The 23,650-nt window shown below is 32.0% G+C and carries 20 protein-coding genes; 14 read left to right on the top strand and 6 right to left on the bottom strand.

Annotated features, from left to right (window positions below; all coding sequences use genetic code 11):
* Positions 1-5: 5 nt before the first annotated feature.
* Together N2712_02480 and N2712_02475 are read left to right on the top strand one after the other, a co-directional pair.
* A complete protein-coding gene (locus tag N2712_02480) occupies positions 6-1,532 on the top strand; it encodes a glycosyltransferase family 2 protein (GenBank protein MCX8028841.1) in 1,527 nt (508 codons plus the stop codon).
* 42 nt (positions 1,533-1,574) lie between these two features.
* The gene (locus N2712_02475) at positions 1,575-2,768 is read left to right on the top strand and encodes an aspartate aminotransferase family protein (protein ID MCX8028840.1); all 1,194 of its coding nucleotides are present in this window, start codon (positions 1,575-1,577) and stop codon (positions 2,766-2,768) included.
* A 157-nt stretch (positions 2,769-2,925) separates the two neighbouring features.
* Here the strand turns inward: N2712_02475 and N2712_02470 are convergent, their stop codons facing one another.
* Positions 2,926-4,530 (bottom strand): DUF1957 domain-containing protein, encoded by a 1,605-nt coding sequence (locus N2712_02470; protein ID MCX8028839.1) that lies wholly within the window; start codon positions 4,528-4,530, stop codon positions 2,926-2,928.
* 243 nt (positions 4,531-4,773) lie between these two features.
* Between N2712_02470 and N2712_02465 the strand changes: the two genes are divergently transcribed.
* Together N2712_02465 and N2712_02460 are read left to right on the top strand one after the other, a co-directional pair.
* Positions 4,774-5,955, top strand: a complete 1,182-nt coding sequence (locus N2712_02465; GenBank protein MCX8028838.1) for an MFS transporter — start codon at positions 4,774-4,776, stop codon at positions 5,953-5,955.
* Between the two features lie 75 nt (positions 5,956-6,030).
* Positions 6,031-6,795, top strand: a complete 765-nt coding sequence (locus tag N2712_02460; GenBank protein MCX8028837.1) for a uracil-DNA glycosylase — start codon at positions 6,031-6,033, stop codon at positions 6,793-6,795.
* A 62-nt stretch (positions 6,796-6,857) separates the two neighbouring features.
* On the opposite strand, the gene N2712_02455 is transcribed toward N2712_02460, so the two are convergent.
* Both N2712_02455 and N2712_02450 read right to left on the bottom strand, forming a co-directional pair.
* The gene (locus N2712_02455) at positions 6,858-7,418 is read right to left on the bottom strand and encodes a class I SAM-dependent methyltransferase (protein ID MCX8028836.1); all 561 of its coding nucleotides are present in this window, start codon (positions 7,416-7,418) and stop codon (positions 6,858-6,860) included.
* A gap of 3 nt (positions 7,419-7,421) precedes the next feature.
* Positions 7,422-7,907, bottom strand: a complete 486-nt coding sequence (locus tag N2712_02450) for a hypothetical protein (GenBank protein ID MCX8028835.1) — start codon at positions 7,905-7,907, stop codon at positions 7,422-7,424.
* A gap of 160 nt (positions 7,908-8,067) precedes the next feature.
* Here N2712_02450 and N2712_02445 point away from each other — a divergent pair, with 160 nt between their 5' ends.
* The 6 genes from N2712_02445 (at position 8,068) to N2712_02420 (ending at position 16,261) form a co-directional block, all read left to right on the top strand.
* On the top strand, positions 8,068-8,940 hold the full coding sequence (locus N2712_02445; protein MCX8028834.1) for an MlaD family protein: 873 nt from the start codon (positions 8,068-8,070) through the stop codon (positions 8,938-8,940).
* A 1,363-nt stretch (positions 8,941-10,303) separates the two neighbouring features.
* Complete coding sequence (mdh, locus tag N2712_02440; GenBank protein ID MCX8028833.1) at positions 10,304-11,233, top strand: malate dehydrogenase; 930 nt, start codon at positions 10,304-10,306, stop codon at positions 11,231-11,233.
* A gap of 155 nt (positions 11,234-11,388) precedes the next feature.
* Positions 11,389-12,501 (top strand): hypothetical protein, encoded by a 1,113-nt coding sequence (locus N2712_02435; GenBank protein ID MCX8028832.1) that lies wholly within the window; start codon positions 11,389-11,391, stop codon positions 12,499-12,501.
* Between the two features lie 21 nt (positions 12,502-12,522).
* Positions 12,523-13,836, top strand: a complete 1,314-nt coding sequence (locus N2712_02430) for a DUF1015 domain-containing protein (protein MCX8028831.1) — start codon at positions 12,523-12,525, stop codon at positions 13,834-13,836.
* A 39-nt stretch (positions 13,837-13,875) separates the two neighbouring features.
* Entirely contained in the window at positions 13,876-15,441 is a 1,566-nt protein-coding gene (gene rny / locus N2712_02425) for a ribonuclease Y (GenBank protein ID MCX8028830.1), read from the top strand.
* An 85-nt stretch (positions 15,442-15,526) separates the two neighbouring features.
* Positions 15,527-16,261 (top strand): hypothetical protein, encoded by a 735-nt coding sequence (locus N2712_02420; GenBank protein MCX8028829.1) that lies wholly within the window; start codon positions 15,527-15,529, stop codon positions 16,259-16,261.
* Here the strand turns inward: N2712_02420 and N2712_02415 are convergent.
* Positions 16,231-17,157, bottom strand: coding sequence for an aspartate carbamoyltransferase catalytic subunit (locus N2712_02415; protein ID MCX8028828.1), 927 nt, complete (start codon positions 17,155-17,157; stop codon positions 16,231-16,233). The genes N2712_02420 and N2712_02415 overlap by 31 nt on opposite strands.
* 275 nt (positions 17,158-17,432) lie before the next feature.
* On the opposite strand from N2712_02415, the gene N2712_02410 reads away from it, so the two are divergent.
* Complete coding sequence (locus tag N2712_02410) at positions 17,433-17,639, top strand: DUF2892 domain-containing protein (protein ID MCX8028827.1); 207 nt, start codon at positions 17,433-17,435, stop codon at positions 17,637-17,639.
* Between the two features lie 25 nt (positions 17,640-17,664).
* Here N2712_02410 and N2712_02405 read toward each other — a convergent pair whose 3' ends face one another.
* Positions 17,665-18,561, bottom strand: coding sequence for a divergent polysaccharide deacetylase family protein (locus tag N2712_02405; GenBank protein MCX8028826.1), 897 nt, complete (start codon positions 18,559-18,561; stop codon positions 17,665-17,667).
* Positions 18,562-18,738: 177 nt separating this feature from the next.
* On the opposite strand from N2712_02405, the gene N2712_02400 reads away from it, so the two are divergent.
* The 3 genes from N2712_02400 to queA are packed head-to-tail and all read left to right on the top strand — an operon-like array spanning position 18,739 to position 21,239.
* On the top strand, positions 18,739-19,386 hold the full coding sequence (locus N2712_02400) for a V-type ATP synthase subunit D (GenBank protein ID MCX8028825.1): 648 nt from the start codon (positions 18,739-18,741) through the stop codon (positions 19,384-19,386).
* A complete protein-coding gene (locus N2712_02395) occupies positions 19,373-20,182 on the top strand; it encodes a TIGR00282 family metallophosphoesterase (GenBank protein ID MCX8028824.1) in 810 nt (269 codons plus the stop codon). Before N2712_02400 ends, N2712_02395 begins: the two co-directional genes overlap by 14 nt.
* A gap of 10 nt (positions 20,183-20,192) precedes the next feature.
* Positions 20,193-21,239 carry a tRNA preQ1(34) S-adenosylmethionine ribosyltransferase-isomerase QueA gene (queA, locus tag N2712_02390; protein MCX8028823.1) on the top strand — a complete coding sequence of 349 codons (1,047 nt, stop codon included), beginning with the start codon at positions 20,193-20,195 and terminating at the stop codon, positions 21,237-21,239.
* Between the two features lie 160 nt (positions 21,240-21,399).
* Here queA and uvrB read toward each other — a convergent pair whose 3' ends face one another.
* Complete coding sequence (uvrB, locus tag N2712_02385) at positions 21,400-23,439, bottom strand: excinuclease ABC subunit UvrB (protein MCX8028822.1); 2,040 nt, start codon at positions 23,437-23,439, stop codon at positions 21,400-21,402.
* Positions 23,440-23,650: the final 211 nt, after the last annotated feature.

The following is a 23,650-nucleotide window of genomic DNA, read 5'->3' as shown; positions in this document are numbered from 1 at the left end:
GGTATATGAAACTATCTGTTGTCATGCCTGTTTATAACGGAGAAAAGTTTATCGTTGAGAATACTAAGAAAGTAGAAGAAGTTCTATTATCCTACGTGTCAAGAGGTTTAGTAGATGACTACGAGATAGTTGTTGTTGATGATGGATCTCTTGATAATACTTTTGATTTGCTTCAGAAAAACTTTTCTGGTAATGAAAAAATTGTAATAGTTCAAAATTCGTTTAATCAGGGTAAGGGATTTGCTTTAAAAAACGGTTTCTTTAATTCTACTGGTGATGTTGTAGTTCTAATTGACTCTGACCTTGATATACCTCCAGATCAAATAGAAAATCTTATAGATGAATACAATAATGGTTTTGATGTTGTTATAACATCGAAATTTGAAAAAGGATCTCAGATTGAATATCCTATTTTGAGAAAAATAGTTAGTTTATTGTTCTATGGAATATCTAAAGTCTTATTTGGATTACCTTTCAGAGATACTCAAACAGGGCTTAAGCTATTCAGTAGACAAGTTCTTGAAATTTGTTTGAGTAGGATGGTTATTAAGAGATTTGCTTTTGATTTAGAACTCTTACTTATAGCGCACAGGTATAACTTTGCTATTAAATCAATACCTGTCAAAATAAACTATCATGGTTCTGGTTTTATAAGTCCAAGAGTTTTAATATCTAGTTTTATTGATACTATTGCTATATTCTACAGGCTCAAAATACTTCAATACTATGATAGACCAGTATTCATAGCAAAATCACATTTATACAACTTCTATTTCATGAAGGACAGAAGTACACTAGAAGGTATAAACTGTCAAGATAAGAAGATTAATGATTTAGCAGATAATGATTTTGTGATACTTAGAAAATACAATATAGGTAAAAAAGTAGATATTAGTATCTTAACTTCCATTATAAGTTCTTACAGGATTGAAATAATAAATGGTACTTATGTTGTCAAATCCAAACGCTTTAAAGATCATTTGAAAAGTCATATACTTAATTCAGTAATATTACAACCTATTTTTAATCTCAAATACAAGGTAGTTACACCTAAGATTATTCCCATTCCGCTATCAAACTTTTTATGTGTTAGTGGTAAAGTTTTTAAGTATCTTCTGGATATTGGTGTGGATTTCAATGATGAAAGAAATATTATACTTGGCATAAGGAGAAAATACAACTCAATTTTGTTAGTTTCAGATTGGAGTTACGAAGTAGAAATGTCTGAAAGGAGTTTACTTAGAGATTTTGTGGATAGAATAATTATTCTAGTAAAAACGGGTAACTTTTCTGGTGTATTATATAGAGGAATATTTTTATTGGTTTTATGGTTAGGATTGCTTGGAATATTTTTTAATGTTTGGTGGACTGCGATTCCATTTTTTGTTTTTTTTGGTTTTTATTTGCTCTTTAAAGTCATTTTGTCAGGTTTTGGATATATTTTTGTTTTCCCTGTATTTTTATTTTTTTCTCTTGTTTTGGCTGTATTTGGATTAGTATGGGGATTTGCTGGTATGTTTTATTCGAAATAGTTTTTGAATTATATGGTTATTAGCACTTAAAATAAGTAATCTATGAATTTTGATCAAATAGTTTCTCTTGATAAACAGTATATATTACCTTTCTATAACAGGTTTAATATTGGATTTAAGAAGGGGTATGGAAGTTATCTTTGGTCTTACGATAACAAGAAATACTTAGACTTCACGTCTGGAATAGGGGTTTTAAATTTCGGGCATACCAAAAAAGAGATAGTCGAAACTATTATAAAGCAATCAAAAAAGTTAATGTCAACTTCAAACCTTTACTACTCTGAAGAGAGAGTTAGACTTGCTAAGTCTTTAGTTGAAATAAGTTTTGATGGAGGTGTGTTTTTCTCAAATAGTGGTGCCGAGGCGAATGAGACAGCTATAAAAATTTCTAGATTTTATGGTAAAAAGATATCAAAAAGTAAGTACATTATCTTGTCTCTAACTGGTTCATTTCATGGTAGGACTCTAGGTGCTATTACAGCAACAGGACAGAGAAAGTATCAGAAAAATCTAGAACCTTTGCCTAGTGGGTTTGAGTATGTAGAGTATAACGATGTGAAAGATTTAGAAAGGAAATTCAATGAAGATGTGTGTGCTATAATGCTGGAAGCGATACAGGGTGAAGGTGGAGTTAGACCTTTAAGCAATGAATTTGTTGAAAAAGTTAAAGAGCTAAGTCAAAAGTATAATGCACTTATTATTTTTGATGAAGTTCAAACTGGTATAGGTAGGACAGGCAAATATTTTGGATATCAAAATTATGATATAGAGCCTGATATGATAACTCTTTCAAAAGCTTTGGGGGGAGGGATTCCTATCGGAGCAACTATTCTCAAAAGGAAATATTTCGAGGTATGTGAGGCAGGTATGCATGCATCGACTATGGGTGGTAATCAACTTGCTACTTCAGTAGCATATACTGTTGTGAAACTTCTCAAAGAAACGGATATTCTGAAATGTGTAGAAAAGATTAGTTTTGCTTTATTCAAGGAATTGAATGAATTTAAACAGAGATATGAATTTATAAAAGATGTGAGAGGAAAGGGATTTATGGTGGGAATTGAATTTGATGATAGAGTAAAAGTTATGGATGTAATAGGCTCTCTTATGAATGAGGGAGTCTTAACATTAAAGTCAGGAGAAAACACGTTGAGACTTCTTCCACCTTTGATAGTGAAGGATAAAGAAATAGAAACCTTTTTAAAAGCATTCAAAAAGGTTATAAGTTCTTATTAGCTTTGGATGGTTTGTGGTATTGCATTGGATTTTTAATCCAATCAACAACGTTTATCTGTAACTCAATGCCTGAATTTTTGCTGAACCTGTTAGTTGCCAAAATATTTAGGTTTGAGTAGTAAAATTTAGTTTCTATTTAGTAATTTATAGTAAATAGCTACTTATCTGCATAATATCTGAAGTCAATTTCTGGGAATATGTTATCGAGGTATTCGATATACTTTAGCCATTCTATATCGATGTGTCCCGATTGAACCATATCGTAGATCTTGTAGAGTCTATTGATATGATCTTTAGTTCTTTTTACTGCATATTCAACTGTAGTTCCTGTTCTCATTATAAAAGCCCAATCTGAAGATTGAGCTAGTAGTAATTCTCTTGCCATTTGATTTAGTGCTCTTTCTATTAGTTTATCTTGAGTATTTTTGAATTTATTTGCTAATTCTATCATTTTTTCGTCTGCCTTGTGTAGATGTCTGTATATCCAATCGTTTGGCCCTGATAGCCAGAATTCATTATATCCTTTGTAACCCCAGCTACACATAGGAGGTGTTGCTACTTGGTTTTTAGGATACTTTTGTAAGTACTCAACTGGTGTTATCATCTCTACTTGAGTATCCCAGTTTCTTGATTCCCAACATTTTTTTGCGACGGCGTATATAAATTGAGGTCCTTCGAACCACCAATGTCCGAATAGTTCTGCATCATACATTGAAACTATAAGAGGTTCTCTATCCATTATTGATGACAAATATTCTATTTGTTTTTGTCTGTTGAATATGAAGTTACTGGCATGTTCCCATACTCTTTCCATGGCCTTACCATAATCATAAGGCTCTTTCCTATCAAGGGGTACATCTGATCCAGTTATTCGGTGATACTTAATGCCTGTCATTAATCTTATTCCACTTTCGTGTATATACGGTCTTATGTAGTCGTAGTCTGCATCATATCCTAGATCTCTATAAAATTCTCTATACCAAGGATCTCCAGGATATCCTTCTTTAGCACTCCATACGGATTTGGAGGTTTCTAGATCTCTTCCGAAATATGCTATACCGTTTCTAGTGTACATCGGAGCAAATACTCCGTATTTTGGTCTCTTATCAGCGTATAGAATTCCGTGAGTATCGACAAAGAAAAACCTTATACCTGCTTCTTTTAGAATTTCTTCGAGTCCAGGATAGTAAGCACATTCTGCGTTCCATATACCTCTTGGAGATTTTCCAAATACTCTTTCATAGTCTCTTTTTGCTACAAGGTATTGAGCTCTAACAGCGTTTGGATAAATCTCCATAAGGGGAGCATATCCGTGAGTAGCACTGCAAGTTATTATTTCTAGCTTACCAAGATCTTGAAACATCTTGAATCCATTTAGTAGATTACGATTGTACTTGTAAAAGATGTTTAGGCAATCTCTAAAGTGCTGTAAATACATTTTCGCAGTTTCGTGAAACTCGGGTAGCCATCTTGTTCTGTGTACTTCTTTCTCGGCTAGTTCAACAAGTTTTTGAATGTGTCTTTCGTATCTCTCTTGTAGTAGAGAGTCTCCTAGCATATTTGCAAGTGGTGGTGTTATAGACATCGTTATTCTAAAGTCAATCCCTTCATTTAAAAGCCTTTCATAAACTTGTAAGAGCGGTATATATGTTTCTGACATTGCTTCAAAAAGCCACCTCTCTTCCATCGAATCTGTGTATTCAGGATGTCTAACGAAAGGTAAATGAGCATGTAAAACTAATATCCAGTAACCCTTGGCCATCTTTACCTCCTTTTCTACGAGTTTATCCTAAATGAATAAGTGAGTGTTTTCAATAGTTTCTAATATTCAACGAGATTTGAATTTAATTGATTGAATTTTGAGTGTGCTAGTAGAATATGTTGACTTTAGTAAGTCAATCTACTTATGTGTAGGTTGAACTTTTATAAAGGTTTGTATTATTAAACTGGCTAATAGGTATTTTAATTTCAGTTTTTCTCATTAGGTTGTTTAGAATAGAGCTCTATGTCGAAATTTGGGGATGAGAGTAAGATTGCATCAATTAAGTTTGTAGTTTTGCTAGGACTTGTAAGTTTATTTGCAGATGTAGTTTATGAAACTGCTAGAGGGATAATGGGGCCTTACTTAGGGTATCTTGGAGCTAATGCTTTTGCTGTTGGGATTATATTTGGATTTGGTGAATTTTTGGGATATGTTTTGAGAATAGTGGCAGGAGTTCTTGTTGATAGAAGTAGAAAGTATTGGACATTTGTTTTTCTCGGTTACTTTACTATTGTATCTATACCTCTATTGGCGATAGCAGATTATTGGGTTTTAGCTGGTATTTTGATAGTACTTGAAAGAATAGGTAAAGCAGTAAGAACCCCTTCAAGGGATACTTTGATATCAATTTACTCTAGAGGGATAGGTAAAGGATTATCGTTTGGAATACACGAAATGACAGATCAAATAGGAGCAGTTTTAGGTCCATTACTTTTTTATCTATTACTTACATTAGGATTAGGGTATAAAATTGGTTTCTTATTACTTTTTGTACCTTTTGTGGTGGTAATGGTATTATTAGTTGTTGCTAAAAACTTTGCTAGTAAAATAGACTCTAAGATTTCTGAGGATAAAAATGATATATTGAATAATAAAAGTAGTAGTGTTTATTTGTATTTAGGGTTCATACTATTTACGAGTTTGGGTTTTGTAGGCTTTCCTATAGTAAGTTTTCATTCGGTTAAGGTTGGATTAATATCAGATAATTTTGTGCCTCTGATTTACTCTTTTGTTATGATATTAGATGCTTTGGTTGCTATGCCTATAGGATTGTTATACGATAAAGTTGGAATTAAAGTGATGATAGTTATTCCAGTTTTGGTAATACTCACAGTAGTATTTGGGTTTTCTAATCATATTGTTTTATTGTTTATAGGTCTTGGCATTTGGGGTGTGGTTATGTCTGCTTATGAAACAATCATAAGGGCATATATAGGCGATAGTGTATCGATTTCAGATAGAGGGAAGTTTTATGGTATATTCAATACATTACTTGGTGTAGGTTTTGGTATTGGAAACTCTTTAGTTGGTTACCTTTACGAAGTTAATAAGGTTTTCGTAATTTTGTTTGTAGTTATTGTGGAGATTTTGGCACTTATAGTTGTCACGATACACATAGTACTTTCCTCCAGAAAATCAGCGTAATGTGAATTTTTCGTTGAATTGGTAACGAATTATTTGCTAAAATTTAAGTTAGTTAGAGATAATTTATTGAGTTGTATGAAAGAAGATTTAGATAGGTTGTATGAAAATATAAGATCTTTGGTTGATGGGGAACCTTTTTATTCAAGATTAGTGGAGAGGTTTGAAAAGAGTATATACAAAGCTTTTAGAGATAAAGAATATTCTAATGTAGATTCTGAAGTGCCTGGAGACATTAAGGTTGAAAAGAGACTGAAAGATCATTTGAATGATGTTAGCGAAGAAATTACAAAGATGATGAAGGAATTAGAATTAGAAGTTACTAGATGTACTAGATGTCCCCTATATAAAGGTAGAACTAAAGCAGTTCCAGGAGATGGGAATTATAATGCTAAACTAATGATAATTGGAGAAGCTCCTGGGTATGAAGAGGATATTCAAGGTAAACCATTTGTTGGTAGAGCAGGACAACTTTTGACTAAGTTACTTGAGGAAATAGGTATAAAGAGGTCAAATGTATATATAACTAATGTTGTTAAATGTAGGCCCCCTAATAATAGAATTCCAGCACAGGATGAAGTTTTGGCTTGTAGAGGTTATTTACGAAGGCAGTTTGAAATTATAAAACCCAAAGTTGTTTTAATATTGGGTAGTACTTCACTCAAGGCAGTTCTAGGTGAAGAGAAAATAACCAAAGTTAGAGGTGAGATATTTGATATTGATGGTATTATATTTTTACCTACTTTTCATCCTGCTGCAGTGTTGAGAGATGAGATGAATAAATTGCCTCTCATAAGAGAAGATTTCCAAAAACTTAAATCTATTATCTCAAAGATATCGTAGGTAAGAATAAAAGTTTTGTATCAGAATTTAATTAATTTTGAATATTGAGAATGTGATAGAAGCTAGACTATATAGAAAAATATCTCGTTGTCAATAACGTTTAGTAGTTGAAAACCGTAGAATCGCCAAATGTATGATACTATTATTGTTCCATATGAAAGTTCTTTTGAGAGTTTTATTTCTAGTTTTCTATTTGCTTCTTCGGTTAGAAAGCAAAAAACTATTGTGGCCTCGTTAATAGGATATTTGAAAAAATCTGCCCAGACAACCTTTATTTTATCTTTAAGTCCTAGTTTTTTTACTCTGATTTTTGTTATTAGATACCTTATTGGATCAATTTCTATTCCTACTGCTTTACAGTTATATTTCTTCACAGCTTCTATTATGAACCTACCATCTCCACATCCTAGGTCATATATCACATCTGTAGGCTTAGGTTCAAGGTAATTTAATACTTTGTTTATTACTCTCATGGGTGTTGGATCCCAAGCAGCCCCAAGTTTCCAAGTCCACAAAAGAGATACATTCAGTATTACAAATATTATACCTACAAACCATAGATTGTAATAGAAACTTAAGAAGATTATTGTTAAAAAAAGAATTGTAAGAGTAAACCAAACCATAAATTAAAAATTTACCTCCCCTACATTTGATATCCCTATTACTTTGAATATTGTTTTGGCGTTTTGATCTTCTTCCTGGTATTTTGAAACATAGAATATGTATCCTGAAACATACTGATTCTCCTTACTTATGACAACTGTATTGACCTTCCAAGATATAGAACCATATTTCCTTCTTTCCTCAGGTGAGAATTCAGATGCTCTATAGACTCTAAGAAAAATCAATTCAATGTTTTGGGGGAATTTCTTTCTCATTTCTTCAAGATAGTAGTTTCTTAAACTTTCATCCCCTGAGAATATGTTTACAAATATACTCCCTCCAGATATCTCTTCGAGTAAAGTTAGATCTTTTGTTTGAATAGCCTTTATAAATCTTGATACGACGTCTTGTACGCTATTTATTTCGATTAGATAGGATAAGTAAGATACAGCGAGAAATAATGCTATGCCAGAAATCGATATTACAACGATGAGAATTACTTTTTTCATTCCTACTAAAATATTCTATCAATTTAAAACAAAAGGTATCAAGATTAAAACTAAGAAACAGTTAGGGAAGTTTGAGATAAATTTATTCTGGAGAGCTTTTATGTGTTTTACTATAGATAATTTTTACAGATATAGATAGATAGTTTATAATTTGTATTGTATGTACAAGTTTAGTTTTATAGAAAAGTTAGTTGGAGTTACTATAATTCTCGTTTTATTTTTGCTTTTTGTGTTAATACTCTTTCTAGGCAGAGCAAACGAATGGTTTAGACCTTATGTAAGGTACTATACTATACTAAATAATGTTCAAGATGTATCGCCAGGGAAAAAGATATACTATAAAGGTATAGTTATAGGTAAAGTAGCAGAAGTTTCAATTCAACCTGATGATACATTTAGAGTTGATTTCTATATCTATTCCGAATATACTAACAAGATTAAAACTGATACTCTTTTTATTATAAGATCTGAAATTTTAGGGAGTAAAAGATTTGAGATAATACCTGGTAGTGAAAGTACTGAAACCTTAAAAGATGGTGAGATGGTTTATTCTACCGATGTTTACGAAGGTAAAGTACTTGCAAAGCTTAAAGGTGTATATTCTGTGGATGAGGACATAAACAAGATAATCAACGATATATCGTTGATATCTTCTTTACTTCTCGATTATGTTGATAAGGATGGTGAAATTCCAAGAATATTAAACAGTATTAATAGAGTGCTTGATAATCTTAATATAGTGCTAGCAAGATTAAATAGTAGTACCTTACCTTCAGTTGATAGTGTACTTGCAAAAGAATTACCTTCACTTATGAAAGAAACAACTTCTCTTATGGATACTTTAAACGAAATTTTGAAAGATGAGAATGTAAAACAAACTTTATCAAATGTTAATAGGATAACATATGATATATCAAAAGTTACTGAAGATTTGAAAAACAACAGAGGAGATATTAGCAATCTTGTAAGGAATCTTGAAGCACTTAGCCGTAACCTAAATGATATCATATTAGTGTTGAAAGGAAATAAGTAATTTTATTACTTTTGTTCTTTTCTAATTGTTAAAAGTTTTATAGGAGTAAGGAATTTATGATGAGCAGGGTGTTGACTCTTCTCTATACTATAGTTGCTTTTCAAGTAGGTAGCAAGTTAGCTTAATCTGTATGAGGGGTATGTTGTTGATATATGTCCTAATATAAAGAGCCTTACGAGTAACTCAATTTTAAGCTCAAGTAACATAGTAATTGTAGGTGAATCTTATGATCTTAAGGTTGATTCAAGGAAGAAACTATCAAGTGGTGTAAAAGAAGTGTGTGTCAGAGTTGATAGTAAGAATGTTGATAGTAAGAATTTCACAGAAGCTGAAAGCACATTGTTAGAGGGATTTCAATTCGTTTTATTAGTAATACAAGTACTTTAAAAGTAGGTTTCACAGTGGATGGTAGTGCTCCTACTGTTAGTATTATAACATCTAATGAAAGTGAAAATATCACCTGAGATAACGTAATTATATCTGATTTCTTGTATGATAATGGGGGTATAAGAGATACTTGGATAAGAGTTATTACTAACTTAAATGCTTCAGTTCCATTTAGTATGTTAAGTGAGAATAAGCAATTGGAGTGCGAATGTATCAACTTCTGGTAATAGCACCTACTATGTCCGAGTTTATTATATTGTGGATAATTACAGTGTTGCAAACGCTATAGTGTTTTTTATTTATGCTCAGGGACCTACTATATCCATATTGTTTCCGAACCAATAATCACATTTTTACTAATGCTACAGTAAGTATACAGGGAGTGGCAAGTAATAATAGTAGTGGACTTAAGGAAGTTTGTTTTGGAGTTAGTATTAATGCTTTTGCAAAAATTCAGACAGAGATTGAGTTACTAATCTGAATTGTATTGATGATGGTAAATATATACTTGATACTTGAGGTTTAATCTGTTGGTGTTAGTGATAATCATAGTTTCACAGACTCGGACTATTTTGTAGTTGATAAAGCATTTCTTGGTACTGATTAATACTTTCTATCGTGAATATGATGTTGCTTGTACTTTCATAATACCATGACACTGTTATAAGTGCGATGACAAGCTCTGGTAATGTTTTGAATATATGCTGTTTCTATGGTAAGACGGGTGGTACTCCGGGAATGTCTTATGGTATGAAATCAGTATTTCTATAAGGAATTTAAGAGCATTTTTGTTGTGTAGTTTAGTTAGTAAGATGATTATTGTCTATATTTAGAGTATTGAGTTCATTTGGATAAGTGAATGGTTAAGAAGTTAGCAAGTATTTCTTGAGAAGTATTAAATGAATTTTTCTAGTTTGGTAGGCTAAAGCATTATTCCAAATTGATAGATTGAGATTTTTTCAAAGAAAATTAGTTTATGAAAAAGATAACGGTAGTTGGTGCTGGTAATGTTGGGGGTGTGGTTGCTAATACTTTAGTACAGAGAGGTTATGCAGATGTTGTATTAATTGACATTGATGGTGAGCTTGCTAAAGGTAAATCTATTGATATGAATCAGCAATGTGCTATATTAGGTTCTGATGCTACAGTAGTTGGTGGTAGTGATTATTCATTAACCTCGTGTAGTGACATTTGTGTGATTACGGCTGGTATTGCTAGGAAACCAGGAATGAGCAGAGAAGAGCTAATTGAGACAAATGCTAAAATAGTAAAAGAGGTAGTAGAGAATTTGATATCGTTTTCTCCTAACACTTACATAATAGTAGTTACAAATCCTGTTGATACACTTTCTTATCTGGCATATAAAGTTTCTGGTTTTGATAGAAGTAGAGTATTTGGAATGGGGGGTATTCTTGATACAGCTAGATTTAAGTATTACATAAAGGAGAAAACAGGTTATTCATATAACAGTATAAACTGTATAGTTTTGGGAGGACATGGTGATGAAATGGTGCCTGTAATATCGTCAACTACTATATCGGGTAAGCCAATAACAGATATTATTAGTAGTGAAGAGATTGATGAGATAGTGCAGAAAACTCAGCATGGAGGAGCAGAGATAGTTAGGTTGCTTAAAACTGGTTCTGCTTACTATGCACCAGGTATGGCTGTTGTAAGAATGATCGAGAGCATAATTTTTGATAAGAAAGAAGTTTTGCCTGTTTCGGTTTTTTGTAAAGGAGAGTATGGAATAGAAGGAATTTTTTTTGGTTTGCCCGCAAAGATAGGTTCGAATGGAATTGAAGAGATAATCGAAATACCTTTGTCTCAAAAGGAAAGAGAAATGCTCAGTAAATCGGTTGAAAGTGTTAAGAATACGCATGAATTGTTAGAAGTTATTGTTTAACATTAATCGTGTTTGAAGATACTTTATCTCTTTAGAAAAGTTATTTGAGATTCAACAATTTCAATTATCTTTCTAACTTTTTAGGATACTATTTTGTTGAATAATAGGTGTATATGTTTTAGAATAAGGGTATTAGAGAATTCGGAGGTGTTCCTATGAGTCAAGGTAAGAAAAAGAGATTTAAGTATTTTGTTGATAAGCCATTCCAGACAAAGTTTATCCTAAATTTTGTGATACTTGTTTTAATAAGTGCTCTGTTTTCTTTAGGTTTTTTCTTATACATAGATAGTCAGAAGTTTTCAAAAGGTGTTTTATTTGAAGAGCTGGTTAGAGATTTTTACAAAACAACTGATTTATCTGTAGAAAGCACAAAAATAAAGAATAATTTATCTAAGTTATCTATACCTCCTGAAACTATTAATGATATTGTAAGAAAAATTGATAAGTATGTTTATGACTTAAGGGAAGCTGAGAATAATATTCTCAAGGCGATTGAGATGAGAAAGCAGTTAATCAAAGAAGTTAGTTTATCATATGAAGGTGGATTTTTCTTTAAAATTAATGAGTCTATAAAGGATGGTAATGTTAATCCATCTGCCCTTGGGGTTGATATGGAAGGAGCTAAAATACAAGTAAGTAGGTATAGAATTGATATAGAAAGAGGTATTCAAGAGTGTGAATTTGATGTAGGTACTGAAGCAATTTCTAAATTATCATCTTTGCTTGTCAAGAGTGAGGATATTGAGAGTGCTAAAAAGTTTAAGATGATGTTTGATGATTATAAGAATTTGGTAATAAGGTCGTATGAGGTTGTTAGGTCTATTCCTGAGTTTATACCTAATGTTGAGGGGATTATATCAAGCTTATACTCTCAGGGAATGCAAGATGACACTATAGTATCTTCTTTGTCTTCTAGTGTTTCAAGGATAAAGAGTGTAGTATCAAGTGTAAAAAGCTATAGTGATACTTTATATTATGAGACTAGAACCTATGGCAAGAAAGCATATAATTTGTTGGATCTATATTGGAGACCTATACTTGCTTTGAGTTTACTTCAAGTTCTGCTTATCATTGTATTTGGATTATTTTTCTCTCATAGGATAGCGGGGCCTGTACATAGAATAAAGAGGGAACTGAGAGAGATAGCAGATGGTAAACTTCCAATAACTCACGAAATAAGACTAAGGAAAAATGACTTTCTCCTTGATATTGCTAAGGAAATAAACAATACTTTAAAATCTATATCAGAACGATATAATATAAAGTAGTTTATAAGGAGATACTATAATATGCCTCTACTTAGACCATTTAAAGCTACAGTATATAACACTAATCTCATAGGTGATCTAAATTTAGTAGTAGCACCACCTTACGATGTTATTTCACCAGAGCAGAGGGAGAAATATGCTTCCAAAAGTCCTTATAACATAGTTCATCTAACTCTTCCTGAGGGCGAAGGAGATGAAAAGTATTCAAACGCAAAGAAAAAATTGCTTAGCTGGCTTCTTAAAGATATACTAATAACGGATAAAGATTCTGGAATATTCATATACGAACAGAAATTCACGATTAGAGCTGTTAACTATAAGAGAAGAGGTATTGTTGCGCTGTTGAAAGTTGAGGATTATGGTAATGGGGTATTCAGACACGAGAAAACTTTTGGTGGACCGAAGGAAGATAGAAAGAAACTTATGGAAGCAGTAGAAGGTCAGCTTGAATCTTTATTTTTCCTTTATGCAGATAAGGAAAACCTTGTTAATAGCAAGATATACGATATGGAATTCGATTATACTGCTAAAAGTGTAGTTGATGAAAATGGGGTCAAGCATACACTTTGGAAGTTGTCTAATAAGCAACTCGAAAGCTTTATACTTGATACTATATCTAAATCTCGCATATACATAGCCGATGGGCATCATAGATATGAAACTACTCTTAATTACTCCAAAGAAAGAAATGGTACTGATGACGATCCTTTTTCTTATGTTTTGGGTACCTTTTTTAATATGTACTCTAAAGATTTAGTAATACTTCCAACTCATAGACTTGTTAAAGTAGAATCATTTTCACAGGAAACTTTTTTGACTAAACTTAGTAATTATTTTAAGATAGGTGTTATGAATTATTCAGATCAATCTATTGATGCAGACGTGAATAAGCTTAACATAGTTATGAATGATAGAAAACAAAAAGGATTAACTTGTTTTGGTATTTATTCTATGTATGAACCGAGTAAGATATATCTAATAACACTAAAGGAAGAACTGAAAAACGGTATTATTCAAAACCTATCTAAGACTCTCGGAAAAGAAGTTGCTTCACTTGATGTATCTATCCTTACTGAAATAGTTTTAAAGGAAGTTTTAGGACTTAGCGAAGAACAAATACTTTCAAGAGCTTATGTTGACTATATACGAAGTGAGAAAGAAGGAATACAGTTAGTTAAGAAGGGGATAAGAGATATTATATTTGTATTGAATCCTGTTAGTATAGATGAGGTTATAAAAGTATCTGAAGGAGGGCTTGTTATGCCTCAAAAATCAACGGATTTCTATCCTAAAATAGAAAGCGGATTATCATTGTTCTTGTTCCGAGAGCAGTAGTTTTAGTTTTTGTTCTATAAACATAAATAGGAGATACTTATGTGGTATGAAATGATTTTGGTGGCATTACTATCTGCTGCCCTAACTTCAGGAATATTTTTGACACTAGATAGATTGAGAATAATTAGGGCTAAAGAAAAAGCAGAGTCTATATTGAGTAATGCTATAGAAGAGAAAGAAAATCTTATAAAGCTTGCATACAAAGAAGCAGAAGAGCTAAAGAACAAGTTTCTTGCATCAGCTAAGGAAGAGATAAATACATATAGGAATGATGTTGAGAAAGATCTGAAGAATATAAGAAAAGATCTTCAAATGTTCGAAAGACGTCTCGCTAGCAAAGAGGAAATTTTGGAAAGAAAAGAAGTTTATCTTCAAAGGAAGGAAAAAGAAATATCAATAAAGGAAAAAGAAATAAGAGATTTGGAAAACGAACTTCTTTCTATCAAAGAATCTATAAAGAGAGATTTAGAAAAAATAGCAAGTATGACTCAAGAAGAAGCAAGAAATCTTTTGTTGGACAACATACGAAGAGATGTAGAGATATCATCAATGGAGCTTGTTAAGAAGATAGAGGAAGAGCATAAGCAGATAGCCCTAGAGAAAGCAAGGAAAATAATAATAGATTCAATACAGAAAGTGGCTTTAGATGTTGTAAATGAAACTGTAGTTTCGACAGTTCAACTTCCGAGTGATGATATGAAAGGTAGAATAATAGGTAGAGAGGGTAGAAATATTAGGGCTTTTGAGATGATAACAGGTGTAGATGTGATAATAGATGATACTCCTAATGTAATAGCATTATCTAGTTTTGATCCTATAAGGAGAGAAATAGCACGAAGAACAATGGTAAAACTAGTTGATGATGGTAGAATACATCCAACTATGATAGAAGAAGTGTTTGATAGGGTTAGTAAGGAGTTTGAAGAGGAAATATACAAGATTGGAGAACAAACTTATATTGAGCTAGGTATTCAACCTATGTCTAATGAAGAGTATAAGTATATAGGTAAGATGAAGTTTAAACATAGTTACTCTCAAAACATTTTGTCTCACTCTGTAGAAGTTGCTCTTATTGCTGCTCGGTTAGCTGAGGAAATGGGGCTTGATAGTTTTTCTGTAAGTACTGTTAAGAAGGCAGGGTTGTTACATGATATCGGTAAGGTTTGTAATGGTATGGAAGGTAGCCATTCTGCGGTTGGTGCTAGTTTAGCAAAGTCATGGGGGTATTCTGATAAAGTGGTGAATGCAATAGCATCTCATCATGGTGAAGTTGAACCTCTCTATATTGAATCGAGTATAGTAACAGTAGCAGATGCAATATCTGCAGCTAGGCCTGGTGCAAGGAAAGAAAGTATTGAAAATTACATAAAAAGATTAGAAAATTTGGAAAGAATAGCTATTTCCTTTCCTAATGTCGAAAAGGCTTATGCTATACAAGCAGGTAGGGAACTAAGAGTATTTGTTGATAGCCAAAAGGTTTCAGATGAAGAAGCAAAGTTAATGGCTAAGGAAATAGCTAAAAAAATATACGAAGAAATATCATTCCCAGGTCAGATAAAAGTTACTCTCATAAGAGAGACTAGAATAGTAGAAACCGTTAGATAGTAAACTTGTAAAATCTTAATCTTGAAATGATCAAAAGTTTGTGCTGGTAACTAGTGTAGTTGTATTTACATAATTTGTTATAGGAATGAAATATATTTTTGCTTTGATTATAGTAATTTTATCAAGTCAAGTGTTTGCTTTGGTGAATGATGTAAGAAAATATATCTTTGATTACAAAAACAGTGTGTACACTTTTTCTTACTCAAGTGGATTTCTTGGTGATGAGATATTTGAGACATCTATATTCTATGATAGGTTTGGGTTTAATTTTTCTTACAGACAGTTAGGTGAATTTTTGATAGTTAATGACCAAAAGTCTGTAGATGCTAGTTTTTATATAAATGGTTGGGATTTTGAAGCTTGCTACCTTAATGAAATTACTAAGAATTTTAGGTATTATATATCAATTTTCAGTGAATATGAGTACTATTACTATTTTTCTGAGTTGTACGTAGGTGGAAGTTTGGGTATTATATTTGACAATTCTTTGATTCGTTTGTTTAATAAGGTGGAAATTAGAAGTTTTGTTATTGAACTTGATGGTATTATTTCTTGTAGATACGGATTTACTGATGTTGGGATAGGTTACAAATTGAATTATGTTTGTCAAGATTTATTCTTCTTTATTTTTACAAGAGTTTTTGAGCATAGTGGTTTTAGCTTGAGTATAACTAGTGGGTTGTATTATGGAACTCTTAAGAGTATAAATCCTTTTTTTGATGTTTCTGCTATGTACCAAGTAGTTAATATAGGTTATGGAGTATCTTTTAGAGATGGATTGGGTATTTTTCAGTCTCTATTTCTTGAGTTGAAAATATGAGATAAAATACTCATTCTTACTGCTACGCCGCTTGTAACTTGGTTGAGTATTAGTGAATTTTCGCAATATATTACGTCAGATGATAATTCTACTTCTCTATTTACTGGGCCAGGGTGCATTATTAGTATTTCTTTCTTGAAATTGTTAAGTTTATCTTCTGTGAGTCCCCAAAACTTTTTGTACTCTCTAGTTGATGGCACATAAGCTGAATTTTGTCTTTCGGTTTGTATTCGTAGTAACATAACTACGTCTGCGAATTCTACCGCTTCCTTAAAGTTTCTTGCTACTCTTACTCCTAGAGATTCTATTTCTTTAGGTATGAGTGTTGTGGGACCGTATACCATTATATTTGGATTTCCTATTTTTTTCATGAGTATGATATTCGATCTAGCAACCCTGCTGAAGAGAATATCACCTATTATTGACATTTTTACTTTTCTTATATCCTTAAATCTTAGTTTTAGCGTCAATGCGTCTAGAAGTGCTTGAGAAGGGTGTTCATGGGAACCATCGCCTGCGTTTATTATACTAACATCCTTTATGTCTCTGGCTAGAAGATAAGGTAATCCTGATATGTTTGATCTGACAACTACAGCATCAACTTTCATGGCTTCTATGGTTTTTAGGGTGTCTAGCCTGCTTTCTCCTTTCTGTATAGAGCTTATGTTTTCAGAAAAATTTATAACTTTTGCTCCTAATAAACTAGATGCTATTTCAAAACTCATTCTGGTTCTTGTTGAAGGCTCAAAAAATAAGTTCACTATGACTTTTTCTATGAGTTTTTGCTCTATGCTATCTCTGTCATTTATGAGTTTATCTCTATAGAACTCCCCAAGCTCAAGTATTGACATTATTTCTTTTTCGGACAAATCTTTTATACCTAATAAGTGTTTCATTGTTTTGAATTTTATAATTCTTAATTGCTTCTTATCAAACTCTATCTGGGTAGTTAGAAAAATCTAAAGTGTTACTGTTTTAGATAAAGTATGGTGTTATGAGAAATATGACTTGCAGTTTAGATTGCTAGACGAATTTAATTCCGAAGCTTGCTTCCATTGTTAGTATCTTTATTCTCAACAAAGTAATAACATTATGTTATCTTTAGTTGTAAACACTTGATTTATTTAAAGGTATGTGTTATTTTTTAACTAAAAGCTTTTGGAGGATTTGTATGAAATTTAAGGTTAACGAAGGTCCTGCTGATAGGATAGTGAGAGCTGTTATTGCAGTTGGTTTAGTAATAGGTGGTATATTTTCAACAGGTGTGTTGCAAGTAGTACTTATAGCTGCTGGTGCTGTTTTGGGAGTGACTGCTATAACCGGTTTTTGTGGGTTGTATGCTCTTTTGGGTATAAATACTTGCAGTACTAAGAGTTAAATCTGTATAAGATTATTTTCCTTTATTACATGTTTTTCATGAAAATAGAATAAAGGTCTTTTAATTTGCTAAATTCGTAATAGTTTGATTTTTGGATATACCAATTTTTCAAGACTTCAAAGGTGGTTTTTCTAGCATGACCTATTGCAATGCAAAATCCCTTCTCGTTTGCAATTTTTTCTACTGTTTTTAGTTGTTCAAGGATGTAGTACTTTGAATCTGTATTATCCAAGAATACATCTCTTTTTAATGGTGCCATGTTATATTCTTTTGCTTTTTTGTAACCTACACTTTTGGGAGATGTTAGAGAGTCTAAGAAAAGTAAGTTTTTACTGCTAGCAAAAGATAATATGGTATCCATTATTTCACTATCTTCTGTTGCTTTTGATCCCATGTGGTTATTCAGTCCAACACCTGGTATATTTTCAAATGAATCTTCTAGTATGTTGTATATTTCGTTTTTTGACATACCGACTTTAACATAATTAGTTTCATTTCTTTTGTTTCCATAAGCTTCCATTGGCAAATGAACTATAATTTCTCTTTTGTATTCCTTTGCTATGTTATAGATATGTTTTGAATGAGCAAGAAATGGAATTATTGCGACAGTAATTGGTAAGTCTTTTATCGCTGATATAATATATTCTTCGATTGAATAGCCAAAATCATCTATAACTAAGACTATTATAGGTTTTTCTAAATTTGGCAAGTAGATATCATCTTTTTTTTCAAACTCCTCAAAAATAGGGTATTCACTTATGTCTGGTTCCGGGTTTGTTTGTGTTTCATGATGTATTTCGTAGATGTTTTTCTTTGAGCCAAATGTGTTGTATGTTATTTGGGAAAATAGGGGTATGATTATTACTACGAGCATAATAATAAAGATATAGAGTAGAATTGAGAAAATAATACCTTTTTGCATAGCAGCAATTATAATCGGAATACTTTGCTAACTACTAGAAAATGCATAAGGTTGTGCTAAAAGTATATATTATATCTTAACTCACTTTTTATGAATTCTAAGAATTTTGTGATTTATTACATGAATGTATTTGAAAAGAAGTTTGTACCATATATATAATCAGTAGAAGGTGATGTAATGCCAAGAGTAGTTCCTACCAAACTTAATCTCATAAATACAAAAGAATTTCTTAAACTTGCGAAAGATGGTAGGAATCTTCTTGATGAGAAGAAGGAAGTTTTGATAACTAATATCTTGTCTGTCATAAAGGAAGTGAAGAAGATAAGAGAAGAGTTTGATAATTTGACTAAAGAGATTTACAACGAATTTATTCACATAAAATCTATAATGGGGGATGAGTTTATTTACAATGAGTTGAAATGTGCTAATGTTAGAGAAGTTGAATTTGATATACTTCCTAAGAATATAATAGGTGTTGTTGTGCCTGTTGTTAAATCTATGAATATACAAATGAACAATGCTATAAATAATTCTGTTTTTCTATCTTCTTACAGGCTTGAATCACTCAAAAACAAGTTTGAAGTGTTTCTCAGGAAGATGGTAGAATTATCTGAGAAAGAGACGGTCTTGTGGAACTTAATAAAAGATCTGAAGAAAACTCAAAGAAGAGTAAATGCTCTTGATAATGTAATAATACCTGAACTGCAGGAAGATATAAAGTTTATTATTGATTCTCTTGAAGATAGGGACAGAGAGGTTATATTCCAGTTACAACGAATGAAAGGTAAGAAGTCAAAAGAGGAATTTGGAAATGAAAAATATTAGAATACTTGCTTTTGGTGATGTTGTTGGCACAAAAGCTGTTGAGATACTTTCTAAGTTCATTAAGATATTTAGTGATACTTTACATCCAGATATTATTATTGTTAATGGTGAAAATGCGAGTCAAAATGGAGTTGGAATGACAGAAAAAGAGTATAAAATACTATTAGATGCTGGGGTTGATGTTATTACAACTGGTAACCATGTATGGAATAGAAAGGAAATCTTCTCTTTCATAGACAAGACAGATAGAGTGCTTAGGCCTTTGAATTATCATCCATCTCTACCAGGGAAGGGTAGTACTTTGATTCAGAAGAATGGTTTTAAGGTAGGAATTATTAATCTGATAGGGAGTGTGTTGATGGATTCTCCTTTTGTCTCTCCATTTTATTCTGTTGAGGAAGAGTTGAAAAATCTGAAACAATTAACCTCAATAGTAGTTGTTGATTTTCATGCTGAGGCTACGGCTGAAAAAATACTTATGGGATGGTTTTTGGATGGTAAAGTGTCTTTGGTATTTGGAACGCATACTCACGTCCAGACTGCTGATGAAAAAATACTACCTAACGGTACTGGATATATAACAGACATCGGAATGTGTGGTTTTATGAAGTCCGTGATTGGAAGCAAAATAGAAGAGTCGACGAAAAGAATTGTAGTGGGGGTACCAGAGAGATTGAATCCTTCTACTGAAGGAGAGTTTCAAATAAACGGTATAGTTTCTGATATTGATTTAGTTACATCAAAGACTATAAGCATAAAGAGAGTTAATTTAACTTTTGATATAAATTCTCTTTAGATTTACGGCTATGGATATAAAAGAGTTTGATTTTTATTTACCAGAAGACCTAATTGCTCATGAACCTATATCCCAAAGGGATAAATGTAGATTACTTGTGGTTGATAGGAAAACTTCCACTTTTCATGAGAGAGTATTTTCGGATATTGTTGAGTATCTGAATAAAGGAGATGTTTTGGTATTGAATAATTCAAGGGTAATTAAAGCGAAAGTGTTCGCAAAATCTAGAAAGACGGGTAAACTGTATGAAATGCTAATTACAAACTTTATTGGAAACAATGAATTTATAGCACTCGTTAAAAATCTAAAAAGACTTAAGATTGATGAGCAGTTAGAGGTTCAAGATTTTATTTTTACTTTCAAAGGTATCAAGGATGGATTAGGAGTTTTTGTAGCTAATAGAAACTTCAGTATTAATGATCTGGAAGAAATAGGGCAAATACCCTTGCCACCTTATATTGAGAAAAAAAGGCAAAAGTTGAAGCTTCCTGTTGCTACAAAAGAAGATGAGTTATTTTATCAAACTGTTTATTCATCTATTTATGGATCAATAGCTTCTCCTACTGCAGGGTTACATTTTACTGAAGAATTACTAAGCAAGATAGAGCAGAAAGGAGTATTAATAAGATATATAACTTTACATGTTGGTCTTGGAACTTTTGAACCTATTAGAACTGAGAAAGTGGAAGAGTTTAGGCTTAGAGGTGAATACATGGAAGCAAGTAAGGAAGTGATCCAAGATATCATAAAGGCAAAAGAGAGAGGAAACAGGGTATTTGCTGTTGGAACTACAGTTGTTAGAACTCTTGAAACAGTATTCAGAGATATCAAAGAGAATATGGAAGGATATAAAGGTATAACTAATATATTTATATATCCAGGATTTGAGTTTAGAGCTGTTGATGCATTAGTGACTAACTTCCACTTACCTAAGTCTTCTCTGATACTTTTAGTATCTGCTTTTGCCGGGAAAGATTTAATTTTAAAATCTTATAATTATGCTGTTCAAAACAAGTTTAGGTTTTATAGTTATGGTGATGCTATGCTTATACTTTAACTTGGAATTCTTAGGTTGTTGTAATTGTACAACTTTTAATGGGCAAAGTTAAATTGTATAGATTGAATTCAAATGAGTTTATGTAGAGTTAGATTTGAGATATGTAACTGCCTTTGTGTTATTAAGTTCTTTCGATAATGTTTAGAATGATGTGTGCTTGTTATTGCTTATTTGATGTTTGTAGTTCAATTTTTTTGATTTCATCTCTCACGATACTTGCTTTTTCAAATTCAAGTTTTTCTGCTAGTTCAAGCATATAATTTGTCAATATTTTTATTATCTCTTTAGTGTTATTTGTGTACTGTGATTTTATTCCATCTATGTAGTCGAAAACATCAACAACGTCTATAATATCGACTACTTTCTTCTTTGATAGAGGTTTAGTTTTTTCGTGTTTTCTTTCTATTATGTCAACTACTTCCTTTTTTATGCTTCTAGGGATGATATTGTATTTTTGGTTGTATTCAATCTGTATTTTTCTTCTTCTTTCTGTTTCTTTTATGGCTTCTTCCATTGCTTGTGAAATTTTATCGGCATACATTATAACTCTTCCGTTTACATTTCTTGCTGCTCTACCCATTATCTGTATCAAAGATTTGGTTGATCTTAAAAATCCTGTTTTATCTGCGTCGAGAATACATACTAGTGATACTTCAGGTAAGTCTATACCTTCTCTTAACAGATTTATACCTACAATGCAATCATACTCTCCTTTTCTCAAGTCTCTTAATATTTCGACTCTCTCGATTACTTCAACTTCATCGTGAATGTATATAGTTTTTACACCCCTTTCAGTTAAATATTTTGTTAGGTCTTCTGCCATTTTTTTTGTTAGTGTTACAATCATGGTTCTTTCGTTTCTTTTTGTGTTTTCCATTACTTCTTTTATTATATCTTCTATTTGATTTTCAGTTGGTCTTACGTAGATTACAGGATCAAGAAGACCAGTAGGTCTTACTATTTGTTCTACTATTTTTTGTGATATGCTTATTTCATACTCATCGGGTGTTGCTGATACATATAGTACTTTGTCAAGTAAGTTATCAAATTCTTCAAACCTTAACGGCCTATTGTCTAATGCGGAAGGTAGTCTAAAACCAAATTCTACAAGTGTTTCTTTTCTAGATCTATCACCGTTGTACATACCTCTTATCTGAGGTATAGTGACGTGAGATTCATCAATAATAGTCAGGAATTTTTCAGGGAAATAGTCCAAAAGTACATATGGTCGTTCTCCGGGTTTTCTTCCAGAAAGATATCTTGAGTAGTTTTCTATTCCAGGGCAATAACCAGTTTCTAGTAATAAGTCCATATCATACTTTGTTCTTATTTGGAGTCTTCTTGCCTCTATTTCCTTGCCTTGCTTTTTTAGTTCTTTTACCCTTTCTTCTAATTCTTTGTATACTTCTTCAACTGTTCTCTCGATTGTACTTCTTGAAGATACAAATAATTTTGCGGGATATATTACTACGGCGTCGTGCTTTTCTACAAATGAGTTATTAAGAGAGTCATATCTTTTTATTGATACTATTTCGTCATCAAAAAACTCAATTCTCAAGTAGTCTCTTGAATATGCAGGGTGTATATCTACTCTATCACCTGTGATTCTAAATGTAGACCTTGTGAAGCTATAGTCACTTCTTTCGTATTGCATCTCTGCTAGTTTGTAAGATAGTTCTCTGATATCTATTACATCACCTACTTTTAAAAGAAGGACAAATTCTCTAAATTCTGTAGGAGCACCTATTCCGTATATGCAGGAAACACTTGCTACTACTATAACGTCCTTTCTACTTAAAAGGCTTGCTGTTGCTGATATCCTTAATCTATCTATTTCATCGTTTATAGTTGCTTGTTTTTCTATGTACGTATCATTTTGTGGTATATATGCTTCAGGTTGATAATAGTCATAGTATGAAACGAAGTATTCAACTGCGTTGTTTGGGAAAAACTGTTTGAATTCTCTGTAAAGTTGTGCTGATAGTGTTTTATTATGTGATATAACAAGAGTAGGTAATCCAAGTTTTTCAATAACATGTGCCATAGTAAAAGTTTTACCACTTCCAGTAACACCTAGTAATGTTATTCTACTATATCCTTCTTCAGTAAATCCTTTGACAATTTCTTGAATTGCTTTTGGCTGGTCTCCTGCAGGCTCAAATTCAGATACAACTTTAAAATTTTTTTCTCCTATATACATAAACTTTAAAAAAATTATAAGAATTTTAGAACAATGGGTCAAATTAGGAGACTTCTAGTTGTATAATAGGTGTGTATACAATATAGTTTTTCTTCATTTCCTAGTATAGTCATTTATAGGTAAGTAACAGTTGTTTCTTCAAGTTTTTTATTTTTTAATATATTATCTAACTCTAGTATTCTCAAGGGACAAATATAAGGGTAAAATGTTT

The organism is Brevinematales bacterium (assembly GCA_026415355.1).
GTDB lineage: Bacteria > Spirochaetota > Brevinematia > DTOW01 > DTOW01 > SKYB106.
The sequence above is the reverse complement of the archived record's forward strand: the minus strand, read 5'-3'. Positions and strand labels throughout refer to the sequence as shown.

Coding starts and splice junctions, on each gene's coding strand:
- N2712_02480 (MCX8028841.1), top strand. CDS start 6: ATGAAACTATCTGTTGTCATGCCTGTTTATAACGGAGAAAAGTTTATC.
- N2712_02475 (MCX8028840.1), top strand. CDS start 1,575: ATGAATTTTGATCAAATAGTTTCTCTTGATAAACAGTATATATTACCT.
- N2712_02470 (MCX8028839.1), bottom strand. CDS start 4,530: ATGGCCAAGGGTTACTGGATATTAGTTTTACATGCTCATTTACCTTTC.
- N2712_02465 (MCX8028838.1), top strand. CDS start 4,774: ATGTCGAAATTTGGGGATGAGAGTAAGATTGCATCAATTAAGTTTGTA.
- N2712_02460 (MCX8028837.1), top strand. CDS start 6,031: ATGAAAGAAGATTTAGATAGGTTGTATGAAAATATAAGATCTTTGGTT.
- N2712_02455 (MCX8028836.1), bottom strand. CDS start 7,418: ATGGTTTGGTTTACTCTTACAATTCTTTTTTTAACAATAATCTTCTTA.
- N2712_02450 (MCX8028835.1), bottom strand. CDS start 7,907: ATGAAAAAAGTAATTCTCATCGTTGTAATATCGATTTCTGGCATAGCA.
- N2712_02445 (MCX8028834.1), top strand. CDS start 8,068: ATGTACAAGTTTAGTTTTATAGAAAAGTTAGTTGGAGTTACTATAATT.
- mdh (MCX8028833.1), top strand. CDS start 10,304: ATGAAAAAGATAACGGTAGTTGGTGCTGGTAATGTTGGGGGTGTGGTT.
- N2712_02435 (MCX8028832.1), top strand. CDS start 11,389: ATGAGTCAAGGTAAGAAAAAGAGATTTAAGTATTTTGTTGATAAGCCA.
- N2712_02430 (MCX8028831.1), top strand. CDS start 12,523: ATGCCTCTACTTAGACCATTTAAAGCTACAGTATATAACACTAATCTC.
- rny (MCX8028830.1), top strand. CDS start 13,876: ATGTGGTATGAAATGATTTTGGTGGCATTACTATCTGCTGCCCTAACT.
- N2712_02420 (MCX8028829.1), top strand. CDS start 15,527: ATGAAATATATTTTTGCTTTGATTATAGTAATTTTATCAAGTCAAGTG.
- N2712_02415 (MCX8028828.1), bottom strand. CDS start 17,157: ATGAAACACTTATTAGGTATAAAAGATTTGTCCGAAAAAGAAATAATG.
- N2712_02410 (MCX8028827.1), top strand. CDS start 17,433: ATGAAATTTAAGGTTAACGAAGGTCCTGCTGATAGGATAGTGAGAGCT.
- N2712_02405 (MCX8028826.1), bottom strand. CDS start 18,561: ATGCAAAAAGGTATTATTTTCTCAATTCTACTCTATATCTTTATTATT.
- N2712_02400 (MCX8028825.1), top strand. CDS start 18,739: ATGCCAAGAGTAGTTCCTACCAAACTTAATCTCATAAATACAAAAGAA.
- N2712_02395 (MCX8028824.1), top strand. CDS start 19,373: ATGAAAAATATTAGAATACTTGCTTTTGGTGATGTTGTTGGCACAAAA.
- queA (MCX8028823.1), top strand. CDS start 20,193: ATGGATATAAAAGAGTTTGATTTTTATTTACCAGAAGACCTAATTGCT.
- uvrB (MCX8028822.1), bottom strand. CDS start 23,439: ATGTATATAGGAGAAAAAAATTTTAAAGTTGTATCTGAATTTGAGCCT.